Source organism: Limosilactobacillus coleohominis, from assembly GCF_016901675.1.
GTDB classification, from domain to species: Bacteria; Bacillota; Bacilli; order Lactobacillales; family Lactobacillaceae; genus Limosilactobacillus; species Limosilactobacillus intestinavium.
The window spans coordinates 1-21,013 of the sequence record NZ_JACJKU010000024.1; the positions used below are offsets into that span (position 1 = coordinate 1).

The window sequence follows — 21,013 nt, forward strand, 5'->3', positions numbered from 1 at the left end:
ATCGAGGCCGATACACGTTATCGCAATCAAGATGAACTAAAACAAGCGGTTGAAGAGTGGCTTCACTTCTATAATGAACGACGCATTCAAACAAAACTAGGCAACCAAATACCGCTTCAGTATGAGCAGTATCTAGTTGCCTAGAAAAATATTTATTCAATTATTAAGCCAGAATATTCAACTTCCAACTTTTTGGGTACACGTCACAATCCTTTTTAATTCTTATTTTTCAAGCATGTAATTACGAGTCATTGGTAAGTTCTTACCAGAGGCACCCTTAGTAATTAGGTATTGGATAACATCGATATTACCTGATTCAAATGAAGCGGCACATGCTTGGAGGTAAAGATCCCACATCCGGGTAAACCGGTCACCCATCATTTGAGTAATTTGGTCACGGTGAGCATTAAAGTTTTGGTCCCAGATTTCTAGAGTCCGTTGATAATGCCGCCGGAGCATTTCAATATCAGCAATTTGCAGTTTGTTTTCTTCAATGTGGTCAACCATTTCGGCAAGACCTGGAACGTAACCACCTGGGAAGATGTACTTGTTAATCCAACCATTGTAGGCACCGCCTTGTTGACGGGTAATCCCGTGAATTAAGGCTACTCCGTCGTCGGCTAAGTATTTAGCGACATCTTTAAAGTAAATACCAAGGTTTTCCTTACCAACGTGTTCGAACATTCCGACTGAAGTAATGTAATCCCATTGACGATCACCAAGTTCACGGTAGTCAATCAGTTTTACTTCGGCAACGTTGCTCAAACCTTCTTCGTCAATCCGCTTTTGTACTAATTGATATTGTTCTTCACTAAGTGTTACCCCAGTTACCTTTAAGCCGTATTCTTTAGCGGCAGTAAGCATTAGTGTTCCCCAGCCACAACCAATGTCTAAAAGTGTTTTGCCAGGTTTTGGATCCAACTTTTGTAAAATATGGTGAACCTTAGCTAATTGAGCGGCTTTGAGGTCGTCGTGATTGCCGTCGGTAAAGTACGCACAAGAATAGGTTAAATTATCATCTAACCAAAGACGGTAGAAGTCATTACCAACATCATAGTGGCTTTGTACATCGTCTTCACTTTGTTTTTCAGAGTGACCTTGCTTTGGTAAGAACTTCCGAAACTTGGAACTCCGCATGAAACTGTCGGCACTTTCATAAGCAGATTCAATTAATTTTTGGATACTGCCGTCAATCTCAATTTTGTGGTCCATGTAAGCTTCACCAAGGGCAATTGAGGCGTTCCGAGTAATTTCCTTAATTGGAATTTTTTCCTTAAAAGTAATGGTAACTTGTGGTTCGCCGTCACCGTAGTTAACGCTCTTGCCATCCCAGAAAACAATTTTAACTGGAATAGTGAATGAACGACTCAACAATTGCTTGTAGAACGTCTTTTCTAACATGTGTGGGTTTCCTTCTTTCTTATATTAAACAAGTAATTATTATACACCCATCTGAAAAATTCGCTAAGAAGCAGAATGATTTATTTATCTGAAGAAGAGGCACGCAGCGCAGCTCGATCACGAATAATCCGGTAAAGTGCTGAGAATAGTGGCACAGTAAACATCATCCCGAGGATTCCAGAGACACCGCCACCAACCATAACCGCTACGAATACCCAGACGCTTGGCAAATCAATGGATTTACCAACCACAATCGGATAGGTGATACGGTTGTCTAGCTGTTGCAAAACAATAATAAAGATTAGAAAAATTAAAGCTTTTACTGGGGAGACAGCAAAGATAATAATAATGCCGACAGAAGCACCAAGAATGGCTCCAATAATCGGAATAAGGGCGGTAACGGTTGTTACTGCTCCCATCATATAGGCATATGGCAACCTGAGAATGGTCATTCCGATGAAACAGCAGATTCCAAGGATCGCGGCATCTTTGCACTGGCCGCTAATATAGCCACTAAAACTGGAGTCGAAGACGTTAATGATATACATGATCTGGCCCTTTGCTTTAGGAACCCAAAGGTCAACCAATTTGTTAAATTGTCGCCGTAGCATTTCTTTGAAAACCAGTAAGTAAACTGAAAAGAAAATGGCAATGATTGAAGTTGTACCAAATGTGATAATACGAGAAGCGGCATGCTTGACTACTTGGTAGGTTCCTCCAACGCCAGCCGAGGCCTGCTTAACAATGGCCGACCAGTTAATTTTGTTTGGGTCAATGTATTTAAATGAGTGACTAGATAGATATTTCACAGCTCGTTGGATGAGCCGACTATGATGAGCCAACAATAACTTTACGCAGGCCACGACTTCCGGAATTACTAGCCAAAGTACTAGTCCCAGAATTACCACAATTGAAATGTAAGAGAGTGCAATACAGATACCGCGCTTTAACCCCTGAGACTGATTGGAAGGGAAACACTTCTCGTAGAGATGTTCCCATTGATTAAGGAGAATATTAATAATGTAAGCCAGGACGGCCCCCACTAAAAGTGGAATGGTGGCATGGGATACGTGACCAATAAATTTGGCCACACTCGGCCAGTATGAAATAGCTAAGTAAAGGCCGAATAAAGTTACAAAAAGTGGCAGGTGCTGTCTTTCAAAAATGGGTTTCTTCACGACTTAATCCTCCAAAATCTTACTCATAACTTTATTTTACACGTTCTGATGATTTGTCGTGAATACTTTTTACATTTGATACGGGTCTGTTAAAATTGAACTAGTATGCAAAAAAGGGTGTGAAAAAATGGAAAATGCTTGGGCAAAGTTTACGGGAAATGTCCACTTACACCGCACGGTGGTATTGATATTGCTCATTGCGGTTCTTTATCTTGCAAGGGGAATGATGAACACAATCCTATTGACGTTTATCTTTACCTACTTGATAGTTCACTGGGTCCGGTTGATTCAACGATGGGTACCGAAGATTCCGACGGTCGTCATTGTAATCGTTACGTACATCATCCTCATCTTTGGGATTTACTATGTTGTTACCGACTATTTGCCAATGTTAATCAATGAAATTGTGAAAATGGTTAACTCAATGGTCAAATTCTATCAAAGTGATGACATGAAATGGTTGATGCGCTACATTAACCGTTACGTCAGCACGTCAACGCTGATTGACCAGGCAAAGCACGGGATGAATTTTGCGGTAGATACGTTAACCCGGATTGGGACGCTAACAATCGCAGTATTCATGTCATTGATTTTAAGTTTCTTCTACACGATTGAATTGCAACAAATGGAAGATTTTTCACGACAGTTTTTGGAAACCAAATATTTAAACTGGCTGTTTGGTGACATTTATTATTTCGGTAAGACCTTCGTAAATACCTTTGGAGTGGTGTTAGAAGCACAATTCTTTATTGCGATTTGTAACACGGCGCTAACGATGATTTGTTTGTCATTTATGAAGATGCCCCAGATTTTTGCTTTAGGTATAATGGTGTTTGTTTTGAGCCTGGTTCCTGTTGCCGGAGTCATCATTTCTTTAGTACCGCTCAGCCTCGTTGGTTATCAAGTCGGCGGTATTCGTGACGTGATTTACATTATCATTATGATCATGGTGATCCATGCTCTTGAAGCCTATATTCTTAATCCTAAATTCATGTCAAGCCGTACTGAATTGCCTATTTTCTACACCTTCGTCGTCTTATTAGTTGCCGAACATTTATGGGGAACATGGGGATTAATTGTTGGTGTGCCAATTTTCACTTTCTTACTGGATGTTTTTGGCGTCAAACAGGTAAAACAACGGCGCGGATCTGAAATGGTGAAAAAATAAGTATTTACATTTGCAGATAAATCTATTATTCTATGTATGTATTTACGAACTATATCAATTTATTTGAAGATATAGTTCTTGTTTTGCTAAAAGTATAAGGAGGAACCTACTAATGCTGACAGATATTGAAATCGCTGACCAAGCCACAATGGAACCAATTGCTAAGATTGCTGAAAAAATTGGTTTATCTGAAGACGATATTGAACAATACGGTAAGTACAAGGCAAAGCTAAATCTCCCATTAAAAAAGAACGACAATAAAAAACACAAGCTGGTATTAGTAACTTCGATTAACCCGACACCGGCTGGTGAAGGAAAATCGACAGTATTAGTAGGATTAGGAGACGCGCTTAACAAGCTTAACCATCAAACGATCATTGCAATGCGTGAACCATCAATGGGACCGGTCTTTGGGATCAAAGGTGGTGCTACTGGTGGTGGATACAGCCAAGTGGTACCAATGGAAGACATTAACCTGCACTTTACTGGTGACCTACATGCCTTAACCAGCGCCAACAACACGTTGGCTGCCCTCGTGGATAACTATATTATGCGTGATAATGAATTGGGTCTGGATCCACGCCGGATTATTTGGAAACGGGTTGAAGATGTCAATGATCGGGCACTTCGGAACGTGGTAACTGGATTAGGCGGTGTCATGCAAGGAATTCCTCGGGAAACTGGGTTTGACATTACTGCTGCCTCAGAATTGATGGCAATTCTTTGTTTGTCAACTGATTTGATGGACCTCAAGCGCCGGGTTGGTCGAATTGTAGTTGGCTACACCCACGATAAGGTTCCAGTGACCGTAAGTCAATTAGGATTCGAAGATGCCATCACAATTCTTTTGAAGGATGCTATTAAGCCTAACCTTGTCCAAACACTAGACCATACCCCAACGATTATTCATGGTGGACCATTTGCCAACATTGCACATGGTTGCAACTCTGTTTTGGCTACTCAAGCAGCCATGAATTTAGCAGATTACACAGTAACTGAATCCGGATTTGGTGCCGACCTCGGTGCAGAGAAGTTCTTGGACATTAAACGAAGAGTCCTTGGCAAGACTCCTGATGCAATGGTGATCGTAGCTACTGTTCGTGCTCTGGAATACAACGGCGGTGCCGAATTAGCCGCACTAAAGAACGAAAATCTTCCTGAGCTAAAGAAGGGGATGGCAAACTTAAACCGGCATATCAAGAACATGCAACGATTTGGTATTCCATTAGTAGTTGCAATTAATCACTTTGTTACCGATACTGATGCCGAAATCAAGATGATTGAAGATAATTGTCGGGCGCTGGGTGTTAACGTCGTCATCGCTGATGCCTGGGCTAAGGGTGGCGATGGTACTTTAGACTTGGCAAAAGAAGTTGTTAAACTTGCTGATCAACCAAGTGAATTCCACGAACTATACACTTTAGACCAAACCCCTGAAGAAAAAATTCGGACGATTGCTACACAGGTATATGGTGCTAAGGATGTTTCGTTCAGCAATAAAGCGAAAAAACAGCTCCGTCAATTTACGGAATTTGGTTGGAATGACCTTCCAGTCTGCATTGCCAAGACGCAATATTCATTTACTGACGATAAAAACCAATTAGGTGCTCCGGAAGGATTTACTTTCCATATTCGGGAACTTGTTCCAAAATTAGGTGCCGGATTTATCGTTGCGTTAGCTGGTAATATGATGACGATGCCTGGCTTAGGCAAAACACCAGCTGCGGTCAACATGACCATTGACGAGAACGGAACGATCAAAGGACTATTCTAAAAGGAGAACATCATGATAGCACAGGTTATTCAGGGTGATTATTATTCATCCGTTGATCGAGACCAGGTTGAATTACACACGCAAGCATTAATTTGCGTTGACCAACAGGGAATTATTGACCGCATTGTTGAACCCGGTGATAGAGACTATGCTGGGATTGTTCAACAAGCCCAGCGAGAGGGACGATTAATCAAAGCCGCGGATGACCAAGTGATTCTACCAGGGTTTGTTGACCTGCACGTGCACGCTCCACAATGGCCTAATGCAGGATTAGCGTTAGACTTGCCATTAGAGGATTGGCTGCAACACTATACTTTTCCCTTGGAAGCCAAGTATCGTGACCCAGCCTTTGCTGAACAAGTATACCCAACGTTGGTTCAAGAACTCCTGAATAATGGGACCACCACAGTGTTATTCTTTGGAACCATCCATAACCAGGCTAATTTGATTCTGGCACGTGAATGTATGCGTCAGGGATTACGGAGCTTAATTGGTCGAGTAGCAATGGATAATCCTGACCAAACACCCGCTTTTTATCGTGATGAATCTAGTGAGACTGCGATTGGAGATACTGAAAACTTTATTCACCAGCTAACGGATCTTGGTTCGGGGAATGCATTATCTCCAATTCCGGTAATTACACCTCGTTTTGTACCTTCGTGTACCGACGAAACATTGCGTGGGCTAGGTCAACTAGCGCAAAAGTATGATTTACCGATTCAGTCACACCTGAGTGAAAGTGTTTGGGAACATCACTATGCAATTGAACGGTTTGGTAAACACGATGCAGAAGTGCTAGATCAGTTTGGACTATTAACGGATAAGTCGGTCATGGCACATGCTACCCAGTTGACTGCGGCAGACCGTAAGTTAGTCAAAAAGCGAGATACAGCATTAGCACATTGCCCAATTTCCAATGTTTATTTTGGCAATGGAATCATGGCGGTTAAAGAGCTTTTGCATGATAAAATTAAGGTTGGCATGGGTACTGACATTTCAGGTGGATATTCACCAAGCATTTATGACAATATTCGTCAAGCTGTTATGTCATCGCAGATTCGCCAAGACGGAGTTGCTCCAGAAGATCAGGGAGTGGCTGGTTCACGGATTAGTATGAAGAACGCCTTTTACCTGGCAACTGTAGGTGGCGGTAAGAGCTTGCACTTGCCAATTGGTGCAATTAAACCGGGGTATCAAGCCGACTTACAAATTGTTCAGGAACGTTTCCAACAGGTGACTGACAATGATGATAATCGTTTTGAACGGCTACTATATCAAGTACACCGGGATGATGTTCGGCATGTATTAGTTAATGGTAAGCTAGTTAAATAGAATAGAACGATAAAGCGCGATGGATTTAGTAGTCTGTCGCGCTTATTTGTTAGCAGTTTAAATATAAACGAACAAAACGATTTAAATATATTATATTGTTCTTGTTTTCCATCAAAAACTTTGGTACCCTTAAGGAGGCTTAAGGAGGAATTTAGTCATGAGTAAAATCAGTGTTGTTATGGGTAGTAAATCAGATTGGCCAACAGTTAAAGAAGCTTGTCTGATTTTAGATCAGTTTGGTGTTGATTATGACAAGAACGTTATCTCTGCACACCGAATGCCAGATGAAATGTTCGCTTTTGCAAAAAATGCGGTTCAAAATGGCACCAAAGTGATTATTGCTTGTGCTGGTGGAGCAGCGCACTTGCCAGGAATGGTTGCCGCTAACACTCCATTACCGGTTATTGGAATTCCTGGTCAAACACGGGCACTTGGTGGAATGGACTCCCTCTTATCAATTGTGCAAATGCCTGCAGGAATTCCTGTGGCCACGACGGCGATTGGTAAAGCTGGGGCTAAAAATGCCGCACTATTAGCTCTACAAATCTTAGGAGTTACTGATCCACGAATCCAACAACAGATTGTGCAATATCGTCAGCAAATGCATGACGAAGCTAAAGAAAGCGGGGCGCACCTTGACTAAGATGATTCAACAAGGTTCCACAATTGGCATCATTGGTGGTGGCCAGTTAGGGCAAATGTTGGCACTTGACGCTAAACAGACTGGTATGAAGGTCATTATTTTGGATCCAACTCCGCATTGCCCTGCTGGTCAGGTTGCGGATGATCAAATTGTGGCTCCCTATGAAGATGTGCAAGCAATTCAGCAACTTGCTGACCGGTCTGATGTTTTAACCTATGAATTTGAAAATGTTGATTTAAATGCGTTGGAAGATGTAGCTGACACTTCATATGTTCCCCAAGGGACACATTTGCTATACACCACTAAAGACCGGATTCGGGAAAAGACGTTTTTGCATCATGCTGGTTTGAAGACGGCACCATTTATGCCGGTCCACAACCGTGCAGAATTAGAAACGGCGATTGAAAAAATTGGTTACCCAAGTGTTTTGAAGACCTGTGAAGGCGGTTATGATGGCCATGGTCAAGAGGTACTTCACAGCGCTGCGGACCTGGCCAAATGTGAAGGGATTCTGCAAACCGGTAATTGTATTCTTGAAGGCTGGGTTCCATTTCGGATGGAATGTTCAGTGATGGTTGCTAGAAACGAGAATGGTGACATTACAACTTTTCCGGTTTCCGAAAATATCCACCATCACGAAATTTTACATATTAGCATTGTCCCTGCGCGGATTAGTCCGCAATTACGTGCTAAGGCGGAAGCTATGGCGACCCAAATTGCCAAAGCAATCGATCTGCGGGGCATTCTAGGAGTTGAAATGTTTATTGGGCAAGACGATCAGATATATATTAATGAATTAGCACCGCGTCCGCACAATTCAGGGCACTATTCCATCGAAGCATGTAATTTTTCCCAATTTGCGATTCATAATCGGGCTATTTGCAACTGGCCACTGCCCAAAATTGAACTGTTGAAACCAGTGATTATGGTTAATGTTTTGGGACAACATGTTGAAAAGGTTCGAGAACAAATTACACAACACCCTAATTGGCATTACCATGATTATGGTAAAGCGGAAATTCGTCATAATCGGAAGATGGGACACGTCACGATCCTTACCGATGATTTTGATCAAACGTTACGTGAAATTGAAGATAGCGGAATTTGGGAGAATTAGTTCCCACAAACAATTGAAAACAGTATAGAATGGAATTATTGATAAAAAAGAAAGGAATTTTAACTAATGATTGATCGTTATACAAGTCCTGAAATGAAACACATTTGGAGCGACCAAACCAAGTACCAATGCTGGTTGGAAGTCGAAATTGCTGCGGATGAAGCTTGGAGTAAATTAGGTCACATTCCTGCTGAAGACGTAGAAAAGATTAAGAAGAATGCGAAGTTTTCCGTAGATGGAATTGCAGAAATTGAAGCTGTTACCCACCACGACGTAATTGCCTTCACTCGTGACGTTTCAAAGTCATTAGGGCCAGAACGGAAGTGGGTTCACTATGGAATGACCAGTACTGACGTTGTTGATACTGCCCAAGGTTACCGGTTGAAGAAAGCCAATGACCTTCTTCGTGAAGATATTGATAACTTCATGGATGTGTTGAAAGAAATGGCCGAAAAGTACAAGTACACCGTTTGTATGGGACGGACCCATGGTATTCATGCGGAACCAACGACTTTTGGCTTGAAGGCAGCCCGGTGGTATTCAGAAATGAAGCGGAATAAGAAACGCTTTGATGAAGCTGCTAAGGGTGTTGAAGCTGGGAAGATTTCCGGTGCGGTTGGTACTTTTGCCGAAGTTGACCCATTTGTTGAAAAGTACGTCTGCGATAAGTTAGGCATTCGTCCACAAGAAATCTCAACCCAAGTATTACCACGTGACCTTCATGCTGCTTACATTGCTGCGATTGCTCTGGTAGGAACTAGTTTGGAAGAAATGGCTACTGAAATTCGTTCTTTGCAACGGACCGAAATTCATGAAGTAGAAGAACACTTTGCCAAGGGTCAAAAGGGATCCTCCGCAATGCCTCACAAGCGGAACCCAATTGGTTCAGAAAACATCACCGGATGTGCACGGGTATTACGTGGTTACATGGTTCCTGCATATGAAGATGTATCACTATGGCACGAAAGAGATATTTCTCACTCAAGCGCAGAACGGATGATTTTGCCGGACGCCACTTCATTGTTGGACTACATGCTGAAACGTTTCGGCCGGATTTTGAAGAACTTGGATGTCTTCCCTGAAACGATGAAGAAGAATATGGAAAAGACACTGGGCTTGATTTACTCAGGTCGTGTTTTACTGAAGTTAGTTAATTCCGGAATGACACGTGAAGATGCGTACGATTTAATTCAACCATACACCGCTAAGTGCTGGGCTGAACAAATTCCATTCCGTCCATTACTAGAAGCCGACCCAACAATTCAAAAGCAGTTAACCAAGGAAGACCTTAATGACGCCTTTGATTATCACTGGCACTTGCGTCATGTTGATGATATTTATAAGCGGATTGGCTTAGACTAAATACTGATTATATTTAAGCTCCCAGGAGAATGTTCTTGGGAGCTTTTTTGCATGTGACAAGCACCAAAAGGGGTCTAACGTTCGGTTTACCGAGTGCTAGACCCCATTGTTGTACTGCGCTGTTTGCATTTGATGTTTGTAGTTTAACTAAAGTTATGGTCTTCTTGACTCCCACTTCCATCATAAACACGAACATTAAAAATAATTTGTTAAATAAAGTTGGCGAATCACGTTGACAATTAACTAAGGAGTTGATATGCTTATGACGATCATTAGCGAACTACTTAATCAAAAATCCATATTATAGTTCGTGTTTTATACAAAAAGGAGCATTAATAATCATGGAAAAGTTACTGTATTCGGGAAAAGCTAAGCAAATGTGGTCAACGGATGACCCTGAATTATTACGGGTAGTTTATTTAGATCAAGCAACCATGTTGAATGGTAAGCGCAAGGATCACTTTGCTGGTAAGGGGACCGCTGCTAATGACATTTCAACCTTGGTTTTCCAATACCTGATTAAAAAGGGGATTCCTACTCACTTTGTTAAGCGTCTCTCTGATACAGAAGAATTAGTTAAGAAGTGTGACATGATCCGTTTGGAATTTGTCACCCGTAACATCATCGCTGGTCACTTTGCTTCACGTTTTGGATTGGAAGAAGGAACTCCTTTGGACCAACCAGTAGAAGAAACTTTCTATAAGAGCGATGAACTTGACGACCCATTTGCTAACGAATCGGATGCGATTGCGATCAAGGCATGTACTGCTGACGATTATCAAAAGTGCTGGGCATTAGCACGGCAATGCAACGTTCTATTAACCAAGCTGTTCGCTAATGCTGGGATGAAGCTCGTGGACTTTAAACTAGAATTTGGGAAATTACCTGATGGCACTTTAGTTTTGGCAGATGAATTTTCTCCTGACAATTGTCGTTTATGGGATATCAAAACGAACGCACATATGGATAAGGATGTGTTCCGGAAGAATTTAGCTGATATTACCACTACTTATGATGAAGTTTATGACCGTTTGAAAAAGGCAATTGCGGAGGGAGATTAATGGTAAATGTACGTGTTTTTGTAACTTATAAGCAATCTGTATTTGATCCCCAGGGTGACACGATTACCAAGACTGTTCACACAATTGGTCATCCAGAAGTCGAATCAGTAAAAGTTGGTAAGTTCTTTGACCTCAGTTTAGATACGATGCCAGATCAGATTGATACAGTTGTTAAAGATATTGCTACTAAATTATTGGTTAATTTCAATATGGAAACTTACACCTACCAAGTACTGGGGGATTGATGATGAAGATTGCAGTAGTAGTTTTTCCTGGATCTAATTGTGATGTGGACCTTTATGAAGCACTGCACACGGTTTGTCACGTTGATGTTGAATATGTTTCACACCGAGCAACTAGCTTAGATGGTTTTGATGCGGTGATGCTACCAGGTGGCTTCTCTTATGGTGATTACATGCGCTCTGGAGCCATTGCCCGGTTCACGAATATTATGCCAGCCGTTGTTAAAATGGCACACGCTGGTAAACCAGTTTTTGGAACCTGCAACGGATTCCAAATTTTAACTGAAGCGGGATTGCTACCAGGAGCACTGAAACATAACAATGGACAAAAGTTTGTTTGCAAGACTGTACCGCTAGAAGTTGTTAACAATCAGACGCTCTTTACTAGCGAATACCAGGTCCATGAACGGATTAACTTGCCAATTGCACATGCCGATGGTTGTTATGTAGCCAGTCAACAGACCCTTGATCAATTAGAGGATCATCACCAAGTGGTCTTTCGGTATGCGGATGAAAACCCAAATGGGTCACTCAGAAATATTGCAGGAATTACTAATGAACAAGGCAACGTTTTGGGAATGATGCCACATCCGGAACGAGCTGTCGAAGCTATTCTTGGCAATACTGATGGGTTACGACTCTTTAAATCATTATTATTCAACGGCACAGTTAAAGCATAGTGAGGGAAAACGATGGAACAAGCGATGACACCAGAAGAAATCAAAGAACAAAAGCCATATCTTGACTGGAGCTTAACGGAAAAAGAATACAACTACATTGCCGACCAATTATTGGGACGATTACCGAACTTTACTGAAACTGGATTGTTTTCAGCAATGTGGAGTGAACACTGTTCATACAAAAAATCCAAGCCGGTATTACGGCTGTTTCCTAATAAAAATGCACGGGTATTGCAAGGCCCTGGTGAAGGTGCAGGGGTTGTGGACATTGATGATGGTCAAGCAGTGGTATTTAAAGCTGAAAGCCACAACCACCCAACAACTGTTGAACCATACCAAGGTGCCGCAACCGGTGTTGGTGGAATTCTCCGGGACATTTTCAGTATGGGGGCACGTCCCATTGCTTCACTGGACTCACTGCATTTTGGCGAATTAGATGATCCTCAAATGCGGATGAAAGTTGCTGATACCGTTAAGGGAATTGGTGACTATGGTAATTGTATGGGGATTCCAACGGTAGCTGGAGAAACCACTTTTGATCCTTGCTATCAAGGCAATATCCTATGTAACGCCATGAGCGTTGGCCTAATGGACCAAAAAGATATCCAAAAAGGAAAAGCGGCCGGAATTGGTAATGCAGTGATGTATGTGGGCGCTAAAACTGGTCGAGATGGTATCCATGGTGCCACATTTGCTTCCGCAGACTTTTCTGACGAAAATGCTACGCAACGGTCAGCCGTTCAAGTTGGTGATCCATTCATGGAAAAACTACTGATGGAAGCATGTTTGGAACTGATTCATAACCATGCTGACTGGCTAGTCGGAATTCAAGATATGGGTGCTGCTGGAATTGTGTCATCCAGTGCCGAAATGGCTTCTGAAGGTAAGTCCGGGATGGAATTGAACCTTGATTTAGTTCCCCAACGGGAAACTGGCATGTCAGCTTATGAAATTATGTTGAGTGAATCTCAGGAACGGATGCTCTTGTGTGTGAACAAAGGCCATGAAGAAGACGTTAAGAAGATTTTTGACAAATATGATTTAGATGCTGTCACCATCGGTCGAATTACTGAAGGACATGATTATGTTTTACATCATGACGGTCAAGAAGTTTGTCATATTCCAGTTGCTAGTTTGACTGACGACGTATTAGAAGAAGCAAGCGAAGAACAAAAACCCGCTCGTCTCCAAAAAGCTCAGGACGAACCGGCCTGGCAACCAACCATCGACAACCCTGCTAAGACATTGCGTCAATTATTACAACGACCAACGATCGCTAGTGATGAAGTGTTGACGCAACAATACGATACCCAAGTGCGGACCTCCACAGTTGCTGGTCCTGGTAGTGATGCGGGAATTATTCGGATTCGTGGTTACCACAAAGGCTTAGCGATGACCACTGATGGAAACGGCCGCTTTGTTTACCTGGATCCAGAAATTGGTGGTCAAATGGCCGTCACTGAAGCAATGACCAATATCATTGCTAGCGGGGCAGAACCATTAGCCATTACCGATTGTTTAAATTATGGTGACCCTAACGATCCCGAAATTTTCTGGGAATTACACCACTCTATTCAAGGGATGGCGGATGCATGTCGGATCTTTGATACTCCAGTTATTTCTGGGAATGTTTCTCTCTATAACGAAAATAATGGCAATGCCATTTATCCAACCCCAATGGTCGGGATGGTTGGTTTAATCAAGAACTTGGATCACGTTATTCCATCGTTTGCTACCCATGCTGGCGACGCAGTTTACCTAATTGGTAAGACTGGTGACGACTATGCAGGATCTGAATTACAAAAGATGCTGAATGGCGACCTTTCCGGAACATTACCTGCTTTGGATTTACAAGCAATTCATGAATATTGCCAAAAGCTTCACCAACAAATGGTAGCGGGTAACGTTACTGCTGCGCACGATATTAGTGAAGGTGGCTTAGGAGTTGCCCTTGCTGAGATGTTGTTCCAAGGAGAAACCGGGATGCAATTAGATTTACGTTCTCTTACTGCTGCTCAACTTTTCAGTGAAACAGCAGGGCGTCTAGTTGTAACAGTCCCAGCAGATGCAAGAGAAACCTTTGAAAATGAAATGGGTCCAGATGCTCAATACATAGGGCAAGTAACGAACACTCACTGGTTAGAACTTCATTTACAAAATGCGGAAATGAATGAAAACCTCACTGATTTGAAGAAGTTATATAAGGAGGCGCTCCCGTGCCAGCTGAAATCAAAGGACTAAATGAAGAATGTGGGGTATTCGGCGTATTTGGCGTTCCCCACGCGAATCAATTAACATATTTAGGTTTACATACCCTCCAACACCGGGGACAAGAAGGGGCCGGAATTGTGACCACTGATCATGAAGAAATGTATCAACACCGGGATCGTGGTTTGCTGGCCCAAGTATTTAAGAATCCAGCCGACTTGGATGGCCTGGTTGGTGATGCGGCTATCGGTCACGTCCGCTATGGAACTGCCGGCAGAAATTCTATTCAAAATGTCCAACCATTCTTGTTTCGGTTCCACGATGGCGATGTTGCTTTAGCCCACAATGGGAACCTCACCAATGCTGTCACACTGCGTCGTCAGTTAGAAGACGAAGGGGCGGTTTTCCAATCAGATTCCGATACAGAAATCTTAATTCACCTCGTTAGGAAACATATTCAGGACGGATTTATTCCGGCACTGAAACAGAGTTTGAATGAAGTTAAGGGTGGTTTTGCCTTTCTCTTATTGCAAAAGGATCGATTAATTGCTGCATTGGACCCGAATGGTATTCGACCACTTTGTATTGGCCAATTACCAAATGGTGCATACGTCGTTGCGAGTGAATCATGTGCCTTAGATATTGTGAACGCTAAGTTCATTCGTGATGTTCAACCAGGTGAACTCATTATTATCGATCAGAATGGCCTTCATGAAGATCACTATACGACGAACACCAAGTTGGCAATTTGTTCTATGGAATACATTTATTTTGCGCGACCAGATTCAATTATCCATGGAGTTACCGTTCACAATGCACGGAAGCGAATGGGTCGGTTGTTAGCAAAAGAACATCCAGTAGATGCAGATATGGTTATTGGGGTGCCAAATTCATCACTCTCTGCGGCCAGCGGGTACGCTGAAGAAATTGGGTTGCCTTATGAAATGGGGCTCATTAAGAGTCAATATGTTGCCAGAACTTTTATTCAACCAACGCAAGAACTTCGTGAACGGGGAGTGCACATGAAGCTTTCTGCTGTTCGCGGGGTGGTTGAAGGAAAGCGCGTTGCAGTGGTTGACGATTCCATTGTCCGGGGAACCACTTCGAAACAAATTGTAAAGATGCTTCGGGAAGCGGGAGCTAAAGAAGTGCACATGTTAATTTCGTCACCGCCATTTAAATTCCCTTGCTTCTATGGAATTGACGTTTCTACTCGGTCGGAATTAATGGCTGCCCATTATAGTGTGGCAGAAATGCGTGACAAGATCGGTGCCGATTCGTTGAACTTTTTGTCAGTTGACAATCTTGTTAAGGCAATCAATGTTCCAGATGCAGGTGACGCTCCATATGGTGGTTTGACAGTGGCCTACTTTAATGGAGATTACCCAACCCCACTGTATGATTACGAAGATAAGTACTTAGCTTCATTAAGCGAACAAGAACGTCGTGAACGAAAGGAGCGTATCGGATGAGCCGTTACGAAGAATCTGGAGTTGATATCCATGCCGGATATGAATTAGTTGACCGTATTAAAGCGAAGGTTCAATCAACCAACCGTCCTGGTACGATGAGCGGAATTGGTGCATTTGGCGGCATGTTTGATCTTGGCGCTTTGCATATTCAACACCCGGTGCTGGTTTCAGGAACTGATGGCGTGGGTACTAAATTGCTAATTGCACAACGGCTGAATCGTCACACAACGATTGGTCAGGATGTAGTTGCGATGTGTGTCAACGATGTTTTGGCCCAAGGCGCAGAGCCGCTCTTCTTCTTAGATTACATTGCTACTGGACATAATGAACCGCAAAAGATGGCGGACATTGTTGAAGGAGTTGCCGAAGGATGTCGACAAGCAGGAGCAGCTTTAATTGGTGGTGAAACTGCCGAAATGCCAGACATGTATTCACCAGATGAATACGATTTAGCCGGGACCGTGACTGGGGTGGCAGAAAAGGACCAGTTATTGACGACTGAACGTCCCCAAAATGGTGACGTGTTATTGGGATTGCCATCGAGTGGTCTTCATTCAAACGGGTTTTCACTCGTTCGTCAGATTCTCTTTAAGGACCATGATGTCGCCTTGGATGATCGGCCTGTGGAATTACAAGGGGCAACAGTCGGCGAAACGATTTTGACACCAACCAGGATCTATGTTCAAGCTATTTTGCCGCTTCTTAAAGACAACCTGATTAATGGTATCAGTCATATCACGGGTGGTGGTTTGATTGAAAATGTTCCGCGAATGATTGACGACCATTTGCAAGCACAAATCAAAACTGATACGTGGCCGACATTGCCGGTCTTCCAGTACTTACAAAAGTTGGGCAATTTAAGTGCAGATGATTGCTGGAACACCTTTAATATGGGAATTGGTCTGGTGCTGGCCGTTGCACCGCAAAATGTGGCAACTGTTCAGGCGCGCCTACAGGATGCTAATCAGTCTAGTTATCAGATTGGTCAATTGGTTGAACGTCCACAGGATGAAGAAAAAATCGTACTGCAATGAGGAGAAAAATGAAAGTTGCAATTTTTGCTTCCGGAAACGGAACGAACTTTGAAGAATTAACAAATCAATTTCAAAAGCATCAGTTACCTGGAGAAGTGGCGCTGTTATTTTGTGACCACCCGGATGCTAATGTAATGAACCGGGCAAAGCGGCTTGGCGTTCCTGCTTATAGCTGGACCGTTAAAGAATCCGGTGGCAAGAAAGAATATGAAACTAAAATCTTGCACCTACTGCAAGCTAAGCATATTGATTTCATTGCTTTAGCAGGTTATTTGCGGGTTGTGGGACCAACAATTTTGGACTATTACGAGGGACGAATTGTTAACTTGCACCCCGCTTGGTTACCTGAATATCCGGGATTGCATTCCATTGAACGGGCCTACAATGACCACCGTCATGAAACTGGCGTCACGGTTCACTTTATTGATAGTGGACTTGATTCGGGACCCATTATCATGCAGGAACACGTTCCGATTTATCCTAGCGATTCGCTAGTTGATGTTGAAGCTCGTGTTCACGCTACAGAACATCGTTTATATCCACAAGCAATTAAAAAAGTACTAACCGCACTCACAGAAAAGGAGTAAATTAACCATGAAACGTGCTTTAGTCAGTGTTTCCGATAAAACTAATTTGGTTCCATTTGTACAAGGCTTGGAAAAAGCTGGGTTTGAAATCGTCTCAACTGGTGGGACTAAACAGGTCCTTGATGATGCTGGTGTTAAAACCATTAGCATTGAAGATGTTACCCATTTTCCAGAAATTCTTGATGGGCGGGTTAAAACCCTTAACCCCTATGTTCACGGTGGCCTGTTAGCTCGGCGCGAGGTTCCTGAACATATGGAAACTCTTAAGAAGTTATCAATCACCCCGATTGATTTGGTTTGTGTCAACTTATATCCATTTAAGCAAACCATTGAACAACCAGATGTTTCCTTAGCGGATGCCATTGAAAATATTGATATTGGTGGTCCTTCCATGGTTCGTTCAGCAGCGAAAAATTATCGCGATGTAACGATTTTGGTTGATATCAACGACTATGACCAAGTCCTACATGAAATTCAGGAAAACGGGAACACCACTCTTGAAACACGGACTAAGTTAGGAGCAAAGGCTTTTAGAACTACCGCTGCATATGATGCTTTGATTTCACAATATTTAACTAAACAGGAAGGTTTAGCTGATCCTGAAAAGTTAACGTTAACGTATGACCTGAAAGAAACGATGCGTTATGGTGAAAATTCCCATCAACAGGCATGGTTATATCAAGATGCAATGCCAAAGGCTTACTCAATTCTGTCTGCACAACAGCTTCATGGCAAGGAACTGTCTTACAACAACATTAAGGACGCTGACGAAGCCCTTCGGTGCATTCGTGAATTTGACCGTCCAACCGTTGTGGCAATGAAGCATATGAATCCATGTGGCATTGGTCAAGGTGATACCTTAGAGCAAGCATGGGATCGTGCTTATGAAGCTGATCCAGTATCAATTTTTGGCGGAGTGATTGCTTTGAACCGCAAAGTTGACCTTGCTACCGCGGAAAAAATGCACAAGATCTTTCTTGAAATTGTCGTCGCACCAGGATTTGACGATGATGCTTATGAATTATTAGCTAAGAAAAAGAATATCCGCTTATTAACGGTTGATTTCACTAAGAAGGATGAACAACCACGCCGCGAAGTAGTTTCAGTCATGGGTGGTCTGTTAATGCAGGATCAAGATACTTTGGACGAAGATTACCATGATTGGAAATGTGTGACAGATGTTCAACCAACTGAAGAGCAACTCAAGGCTCTGATGTTTGCATGGAAAGCTGTTAAACACGCCAAGTCCAATGCCATTGTAGTAGCTAACAACGACCGGACACTGGGAGTTGGTGAAGGTCAGCCAAACCGGATTGACTCGCTGAAGATCGCGGTTCACCATGCTGGTGATGATATTGATGAACATACTGTGATGGCTTCAGATGCCTTCTTCCCATTTGGTGATTGTGTCGAATTTGCTGGCCAACACGGTATTAAGGCGGTCGTTCAACCGGGTGGTTCAATTCGGGATCAAGAATCAATTGATATGGCTAATAAGTACGGAATTGCAATGGTAACAACTGGAGTTCGGCATTTCCGTCATTAATTGAGAGGAATTTAAAAGGAGAAGCCAATGGAAAAGCATAATGTGTTAGTGGTCGGTGAAGGCGGTCGTGAATTTGCAATTGCTAAAAAACTGCAACAGAGCCCACACGTAAATCAAGTTTATTGCGCACCAGGAAATGTGGGCATGGCAACGATTAATGTTGAAACGGTTGCAATCGAGGAAGATAATTTTCCAGAGTTAATTGAATTTGCGAAAAATCATGATATAGCTTGGACGTTCGTAGGACCAGAAGATGACCTGGTCGAAGGAATTGTCGACGACTTTCATGCAGCAGGGTTAAAAATTTTTGGCCCTAATGCGCGGGCAGCACAATTAGAAGGGTCCAAAGATTACGCCTTGAATTTCATGAACCATTATGGAGTTCCAACAGCTAAGCACCACAGTTATCGTGATCAAACAGCAGCGTTAAATGGTATTGATGAATTTGGCTTTCCGTTAGTGATCAAGGAAAATGGTTTAGCTGGCGGCAAGGGGGTTGTCATTGCTCAGAACCGGGACGAAGCTACCAGTACTATTAAAGAAATGTTTGCCAATGGTCAGTCACGATTGGTTCTGGAAGAATGCCTGGTTGGCCCTGAATATTCGATGTTTTTGTTACTGAGTAATGGTCATTACCGGATCTTACCAATGGCACAGGATCATAAACGAGCTTACGATGGTGATAAAGGTCCTAACACTGGTGGAATGGGTTCATACAGTCCGTTGCCACAGCTGAAAGAAGCTGATTACCAGCGGATGGTTAAGGAAGTAGTCGAACCAACTGTGAAGGGGCTAGTGGCCGGTGACTATCATTATCACGGTATTCTTTATATTGGCTTGATCCTTACAGACGCCGGACCAAAGGTAATTGAATATAACGTTCGGCTAGGGGATCCGGAAACCGAAGTCATTCTTCCCCGCTTAGATACGGACTTGTATGAATTAGTGGATGCGGCAATTAATGATGAACCAATGCCTGATGTTCAGATTAGTCCATTAGCCACTTTTGGAGTTGTGGTGGCATCAGAAGGTTATCCAACGAGTCCAGTTCATGGTCAGCAATTAGGCAAGCTGCCGGATGCTAGTGATGTGGAGATTGACTTTGCCAACGTTGCCGGAACTATAGATGATTTAAAGGGTAATGGTGGCCGTTTGCTGATGGTTCTTTCTAAAGCTGAATCACTGCAGGAGGCACATGACCGAGTTTACCAATACCTTGATCATCATGAATGGCACCAATGCTTTTACCGTCATGATATTGGTGCCAAGGCAAACCTCTAGTGAAACAATCTCGTCGATGCTATTGGAATTTAGCGGTGAATGGATTAAAATATTGTAGTAATGCATTTTATTGCGAGATTATAAGAAGAAAGAGGTCAATTGAACATGGCTAAATTAGTATTAATTCGTCACGGTCAAAGTGAATGGAACCTTTCTAACCAATTTACTGGTTGGGTTGACGTTGATTTAAGTGAAAAGGGTGTTGAACAAGCTAAGGCTGCTGGTAAGGCAATTGCTGAACACGGTCTGCAATTCGACTACGCTTACACTTCAGTTTTGAAGCGTGCGATCAAGACTTTACACTACGCTCTTGAAGAATGTGATCAACTTTGGATTCCTGAATTCAAGACTTGGCGTCTGAACGAACGTCACTACGGTGCTCTTCAAGGCCACAACAAGAAGAAGGCTGCTGAAAAGTACGGTGACGAACAAGTGCACATTTGGCGTCGTTCATACGATGTGTTACCACCATTGCTGAGTGCTGATGACGAAGGCTCTGCTGCTAAGGATCGTCGTTACGCAAGCTTGGATCCACGTGCTATTCCTGGTGGTGAAAACTTAAAGGTTACATTGGAACGGGTTATTCCTTTGTGGCAAGACGAAATTGCACCAAAGCTTCTTGATAACAAGAACGTTATCATTGCAGCCCACGGTAACTCATTACGGGCCCTTTCCAAGTACATTGAACAAATTTCTGATGAAGACATCATGAACTTGGAAATGGCTACTGGTCAACCAGTTGTTTATGACTTTGATGATAAGCTGAACGTGCTTAGCAAAGAAAAGTATGACATTGACTAATTTTAAATAATGAAAAGTGACGTGTACCCAAAAAGTTGGAAGTTGAATATTCTGGCTTAATAATTGAATAAATATTTTTCTAGGCAACTAGATACTGCTCATACTGAAGCGGTGTTTGGTTGCCTA

19 protein-coding genes are annotated in these 21,013 nt (G+C 42.7%); 17 read left to right on the top strand and 2 right to left on the bottom strand.

Features of this window, described 5'->3' with window-relative positions:
• Positions 1 to 144: IS3 family transposase (locus H5975_RS03565; RefSeq protein ID WP_204784912.1), on the top strand; the 144-nt coding region annotated here is incomplete at its 5' end.
• Positions 145 to 222: 78 nt separating this feature from the next.
• Here the strand turns inward: H5975_RS03565 and H5975_RS03570 are convergent.
• Both H5975_RS03570 and H5975_RS03575 read right to left on the bottom strand, forming a co-directional pair.
• Positions 223 to 1,401, bottom strand: a complete 1,179-nt coding sequence (locus H5975_RS03570) for an SAM-dependent methyltransferase (RefSeq protein WP_204784898.1) — start codon at positions 1,399 to 1,401, stop codon at positions 223 to 225.
• A gap of 80 nt (positions 1,402 to 1,481) precedes the next feature.
• Positions 1,482 to 2,579: an AI-2E family transporter gene (locus tag H5975_RS03575; RefSeq protein WP_204784899.1), complete on the bottom strand. Its 1,098-nt coding sequence runs from the start codon at positions 2,577 to 2,579 to the stop codon at positions 1,482 to 1,484.
• Between the two features lie 127 nt (positions 2,580 to 2,706).
• On the opposite strand from H5975_RS03575, the gene H5975_RS03580 reads away from it, so the two are divergent.
• The 16 genes from H5975_RS03580 to H5975_RS03655 all read left to right on the top strand — a co-directional run bounded on the left by H5975_RS03580 (position 2,707) and on the right by H5975_RS03655 (position 20,887).
• On the top strand, positions 2,707 to 3,747 hold the full coding sequence (locus H5975_RS03580; protein ID WP_204784900.1) for an AI-2E family transporter: 1,041 nt from the start codon (positions 2,707 to 2,709) through the stop codon (positions 3,745 to 3,747).
• A 112-nt stretch (positions 3,748 to 3,859) separates the two neighbouring features.
• The gene (locus H5975_RS03585) at positions 3,860 to 5,521 is read left to right on the top strand and encodes a formate--tetrahydrofolate ligase (protein ID WP_204784901.1); all 1,662 of its coding nucleotides are present in this window, start codon (positions 3,860 to 3,862) and stop codon (positions 5,519 to 5,521) included.
• Between the two features lie 12 nt (positions 5,522 to 5,533).
• Positions 5,534 to 6,853, top strand: coding sequence for a guanine deaminase (gene guaD / locus H5975_RS03590; protein ID WP_204784902.1), 1,320 nt, complete (start codon positions 5,534 to 5,536; stop codon positions 6,851 to 6,853).
• Positions 6,854 to 7,010: 157 nt separating this feature from the next.
• Positions 7,011 to 7,496 carry a 5-(carboxyamino)imidazole ribonucleotide mutase gene (purE, locus tag H5975_RS03595; RefSeq protein WP_204784903.1) on the top strand — a complete coding sequence of 162 codons (486 nt, stop codon included), beginning with the start codon at positions 7,011 to 7,013 and terminating at the stop codon, positions 7,494 to 7,496.
• Positions 7,459 to 8,613 carry a 5-(carboxyamino)imidazole ribonucleotide synthase gene (purK, locus tag H5975_RS03600; RefSeq protein WP_428832679.1) on the top strand — a complete coding sequence of 385 codons (1,155 nt, stop codon included), beginning with the start codon at positions 7,459 to 7,461 and terminating at the stop codon, positions 8,611 to 8,613. Before purE ends, purK begins: the two co-directional genes overlap by 38 nt.
• A gap of 66 nt (positions 8,614 to 8,679) precedes the next feature.
• Positions 8,680 to 9,975, top strand: coding sequence for an adenylosuccinate lyase (gene purB, locus H5975_RS03605; protein ID WP_204784904.1), 1,296 nt, complete (start codon positions 8,680 to 8,682; stop codon positions 9,973 to 9,975).
• Positions 9,976 to 10,313: 338 nt separating this feature from the next.
• Complete coding sequence (gene purC / locus H5975_RS03610; protein WP_204784914.1) at positions 10,314 to 11,036, top strand: phosphoribosylaminoimidazolesuccinocarboxamide synthase; 723 nt, start codon at positions 10,314 to 10,316, stop codon at positions 11,034 to 11,036.
• The gene (purS, locus tag H5975_RS03615) at positions 11,036 to 11,281 is read left to right on the top strand and encodes a phosphoribosylformylglycinamidine synthase subunit PurS (RefSeq protein ID WP_204784905.1); all 246 of its coding nucleotides are present in this window, start codon (positions 11,036 to 11,038) and stop codon (positions 11,279 to 11,281) included. The genes purC and purS overlap by 1 nt, the downstream gene beginning before the upstream one ends.
• Positions 11,282 to 11,283: 2 nt before the next feature.
• A complete protein-coding gene (purQ, locus tag H5975_RS03620) occupies positions 11,284 to 11,958 on the top strand; it encodes a phosphoribosylformylglycinamidine synthase subunit PurQ (RefSeq protein ID WP_204784915.1) in 675 nt (224 codons plus the stop codon).
• 12 nt (positions 11,959 to 11,970) lie between these two features.
• The gene (purL, locus tag H5975_RS03625; protein WP_204784906.1) at positions 11,971 to 14,199 is read left to right on the top strand and encodes a phosphoribosylformylglycinamidine synthase subunit PurL; all 2,229 of its coding nucleotides are present in this window, start codon (positions 11,971 to 11,973) and stop codon (positions 14,197 to 14,199) included.
• Entirely contained in the window at positions 14,175 to 15,638 is a 1,464-nt protein-coding gene (gene purF / locus H5975_RS03630; RefSeq protein WP_204784907.1) for an amidophosphoribosyltransferase, read from the top strand. Before purL ends, purF begins: the two co-directional genes overlap by 25 nt.
• Entirely contained in the window at positions 15,635 to 16,672 is a 1,038-nt protein-coding gene (purM, locus tag H5975_RS03635; protein ID WP_204784908.1) for a phosphoribosylformylglycinamidine cyclo-ligase, read from the top strand. Before purF ends, purM begins: the two co-directional genes overlap by 4 nt.
• A gap of 8 nt (positions 16,673 to 16,680) precedes the next feature.
• On the top strand, positions 16,681 to 17,259 hold the full coding sequence (gene purN / locus H5975_RS03640) for a phosphoribosylglycinamide formyltransferase (RefSeq protein WP_204784909.1): 579 nt from the start codon (positions 16,681 to 16,683) through the stop codon (positions 17,257 to 17,259).
• A gap of 7 nt (positions 17,260 to 17,266) precedes the next feature.
• The gene (gene purH, locus H5975_RS03645; RefSeq protein WP_204784910.1) at positions 17,267 to 18,805 is read left to right on the top strand and encodes a bifunctional phosphoribosylaminoimidazolecarboxamide formyltransferase/IMP cyclohydrolase; all 1,539 of its coding nucleotides are present in this window, start codon (positions 17,267 to 17,269) and stop codon (positions 18,803 to 18,805) included.
• Positions 18,806 to 18,832: 27 nt separating this feature from the next.
• Positions 18,833 to 20,086, top strand: a complete 1,254-nt coding sequence (purD, locus tag H5975_RS03650; protein ID WP_204784911.1) for a phosphoribosylamine--glycine ligase — start codon at positions 18,833 to 18,835, stop codon at positions 20,084 to 20,086.
• Between the two features lie 105 nt (positions 20,087 to 20,191).
• Positions 20,192 to 20,887: a 2,3-diphosphoglycerate-dependent phosphoglycerate mutase gene (locus H5975_RS03655; protein ID WP_178661237.1), complete on the top strand. Its 696-nt coding sequence runs from the start codon at positions 20,192 to 20,194 to the stop codon at positions 20,885 to 20,887.
• The last annotated feature ends 126 nt before the right edge of the window (positions 20,888 to 21,013 follow it).

What these genes read in the sequence shown, in the direction of transcription:
- H5975_RS03570 (WP_204784898.1), bottom strand. Translation starts at nt 1,401, where the DNA reads ATGTTAGAAAAGACGTTCTACAAGCAATTGTTGAGTCGTTCATTCACT.
- H5975_RS03580 (WP_204784900.1), top strand. Translation starts at nt 2,707, where the DNA reads ATGGAAAATGCTTGGGCAAAGTTTACGGGAAATGTCCACTTACACCGC.
- H5975_RS03585 (WP_204784901.1), top strand. Translation starts at nt 3,860, where the DNA reads ATGCTGACAGATATTGAAATCGCTGACCAAGCCACAATGGAACCAATT.
- guaD (WP_204784902.1), top strand. Translation starts at nt 5,534, where the DNA reads ATGATAGCACAGGTTATTCAGGGTGATTATTATTCATCCGTTGATCGA.
- purE (WP_204784903.1), top strand. Translation starts at nt 7,011, where the DNA reads ATGAGTAAAATCAGTGTTGTTATGGGTAGTAAATCAGATTGGCCAACA.
- purK (WP_428832679.1), top strand. Translation starts at nt 7,459, where the DNA reads ATGACGAAGCTAAAGAAAGCGGGGCGCACCTTGACTAAGATGATTCAA.
- purB (WP_204784904.1), top strand. Translation starts at nt 8,680, where the DNA reads ATGATTGATCGTTATACAAGTCCTGAAATGAAACACATTTGGAGCGAC.
- purS (WP_204784905.1), top strand. Translation starts at nt 11,036, where the DNA reads ATGGTAAATGTACGTGTTTTTGTAACTTATAAGCAATCTGTATTTGAT.
- purQ (WP_204784915.1), top strand. Translation starts at nt 11,284, where the DNA reads ATGAAGATTGCAGTAGTAGTTTTTCCTGGATCTAATTGTGATGTGGAC.
- purL (WP_204784906.1), top strand. Translation starts at nt 11,971, where the DNA reads ATGGAACAAGCGATGACACCAGAAGAAATCAAAGAACAAAAGCCATAT.
- purM (WP_204784908.1), top strand. Translation starts at nt 15,635, where the DNA reads ATGAGCCGTTACGAAGAATCTGGAGTTGATATCCATGCCGGATATGAA.
- purN (WP_204784909.1), top strand. Translation starts at nt 16,681, where the DNA reads ATGAAAGTTGCAATTTTTGCTTCCGGAAACGGAACGAACTTTGAAGAA.
- purH (WP_204784910.1), top strand. Translation starts at nt 17,267, where the DNA reads ATGAAACGTGCTTTAGTCAGTGTTTCCGATAAAACTAATTTGGTTCCA.
- purD (WP_204784911.1), top strand. Translation starts at nt 18,833, where the DNA reads ATGGAAAAGCATAATGTGTTAGTGGTCGGTGAAGGCGGTCGTGAATTT.
- H5975_RS03655 (WP_178661237.1), top strand. Translation starts at nt 20,192, where the DNA reads ATGGCTAAATTAGTATTAATTCGTCACGGTCAAAGTGAATGGAACCTT.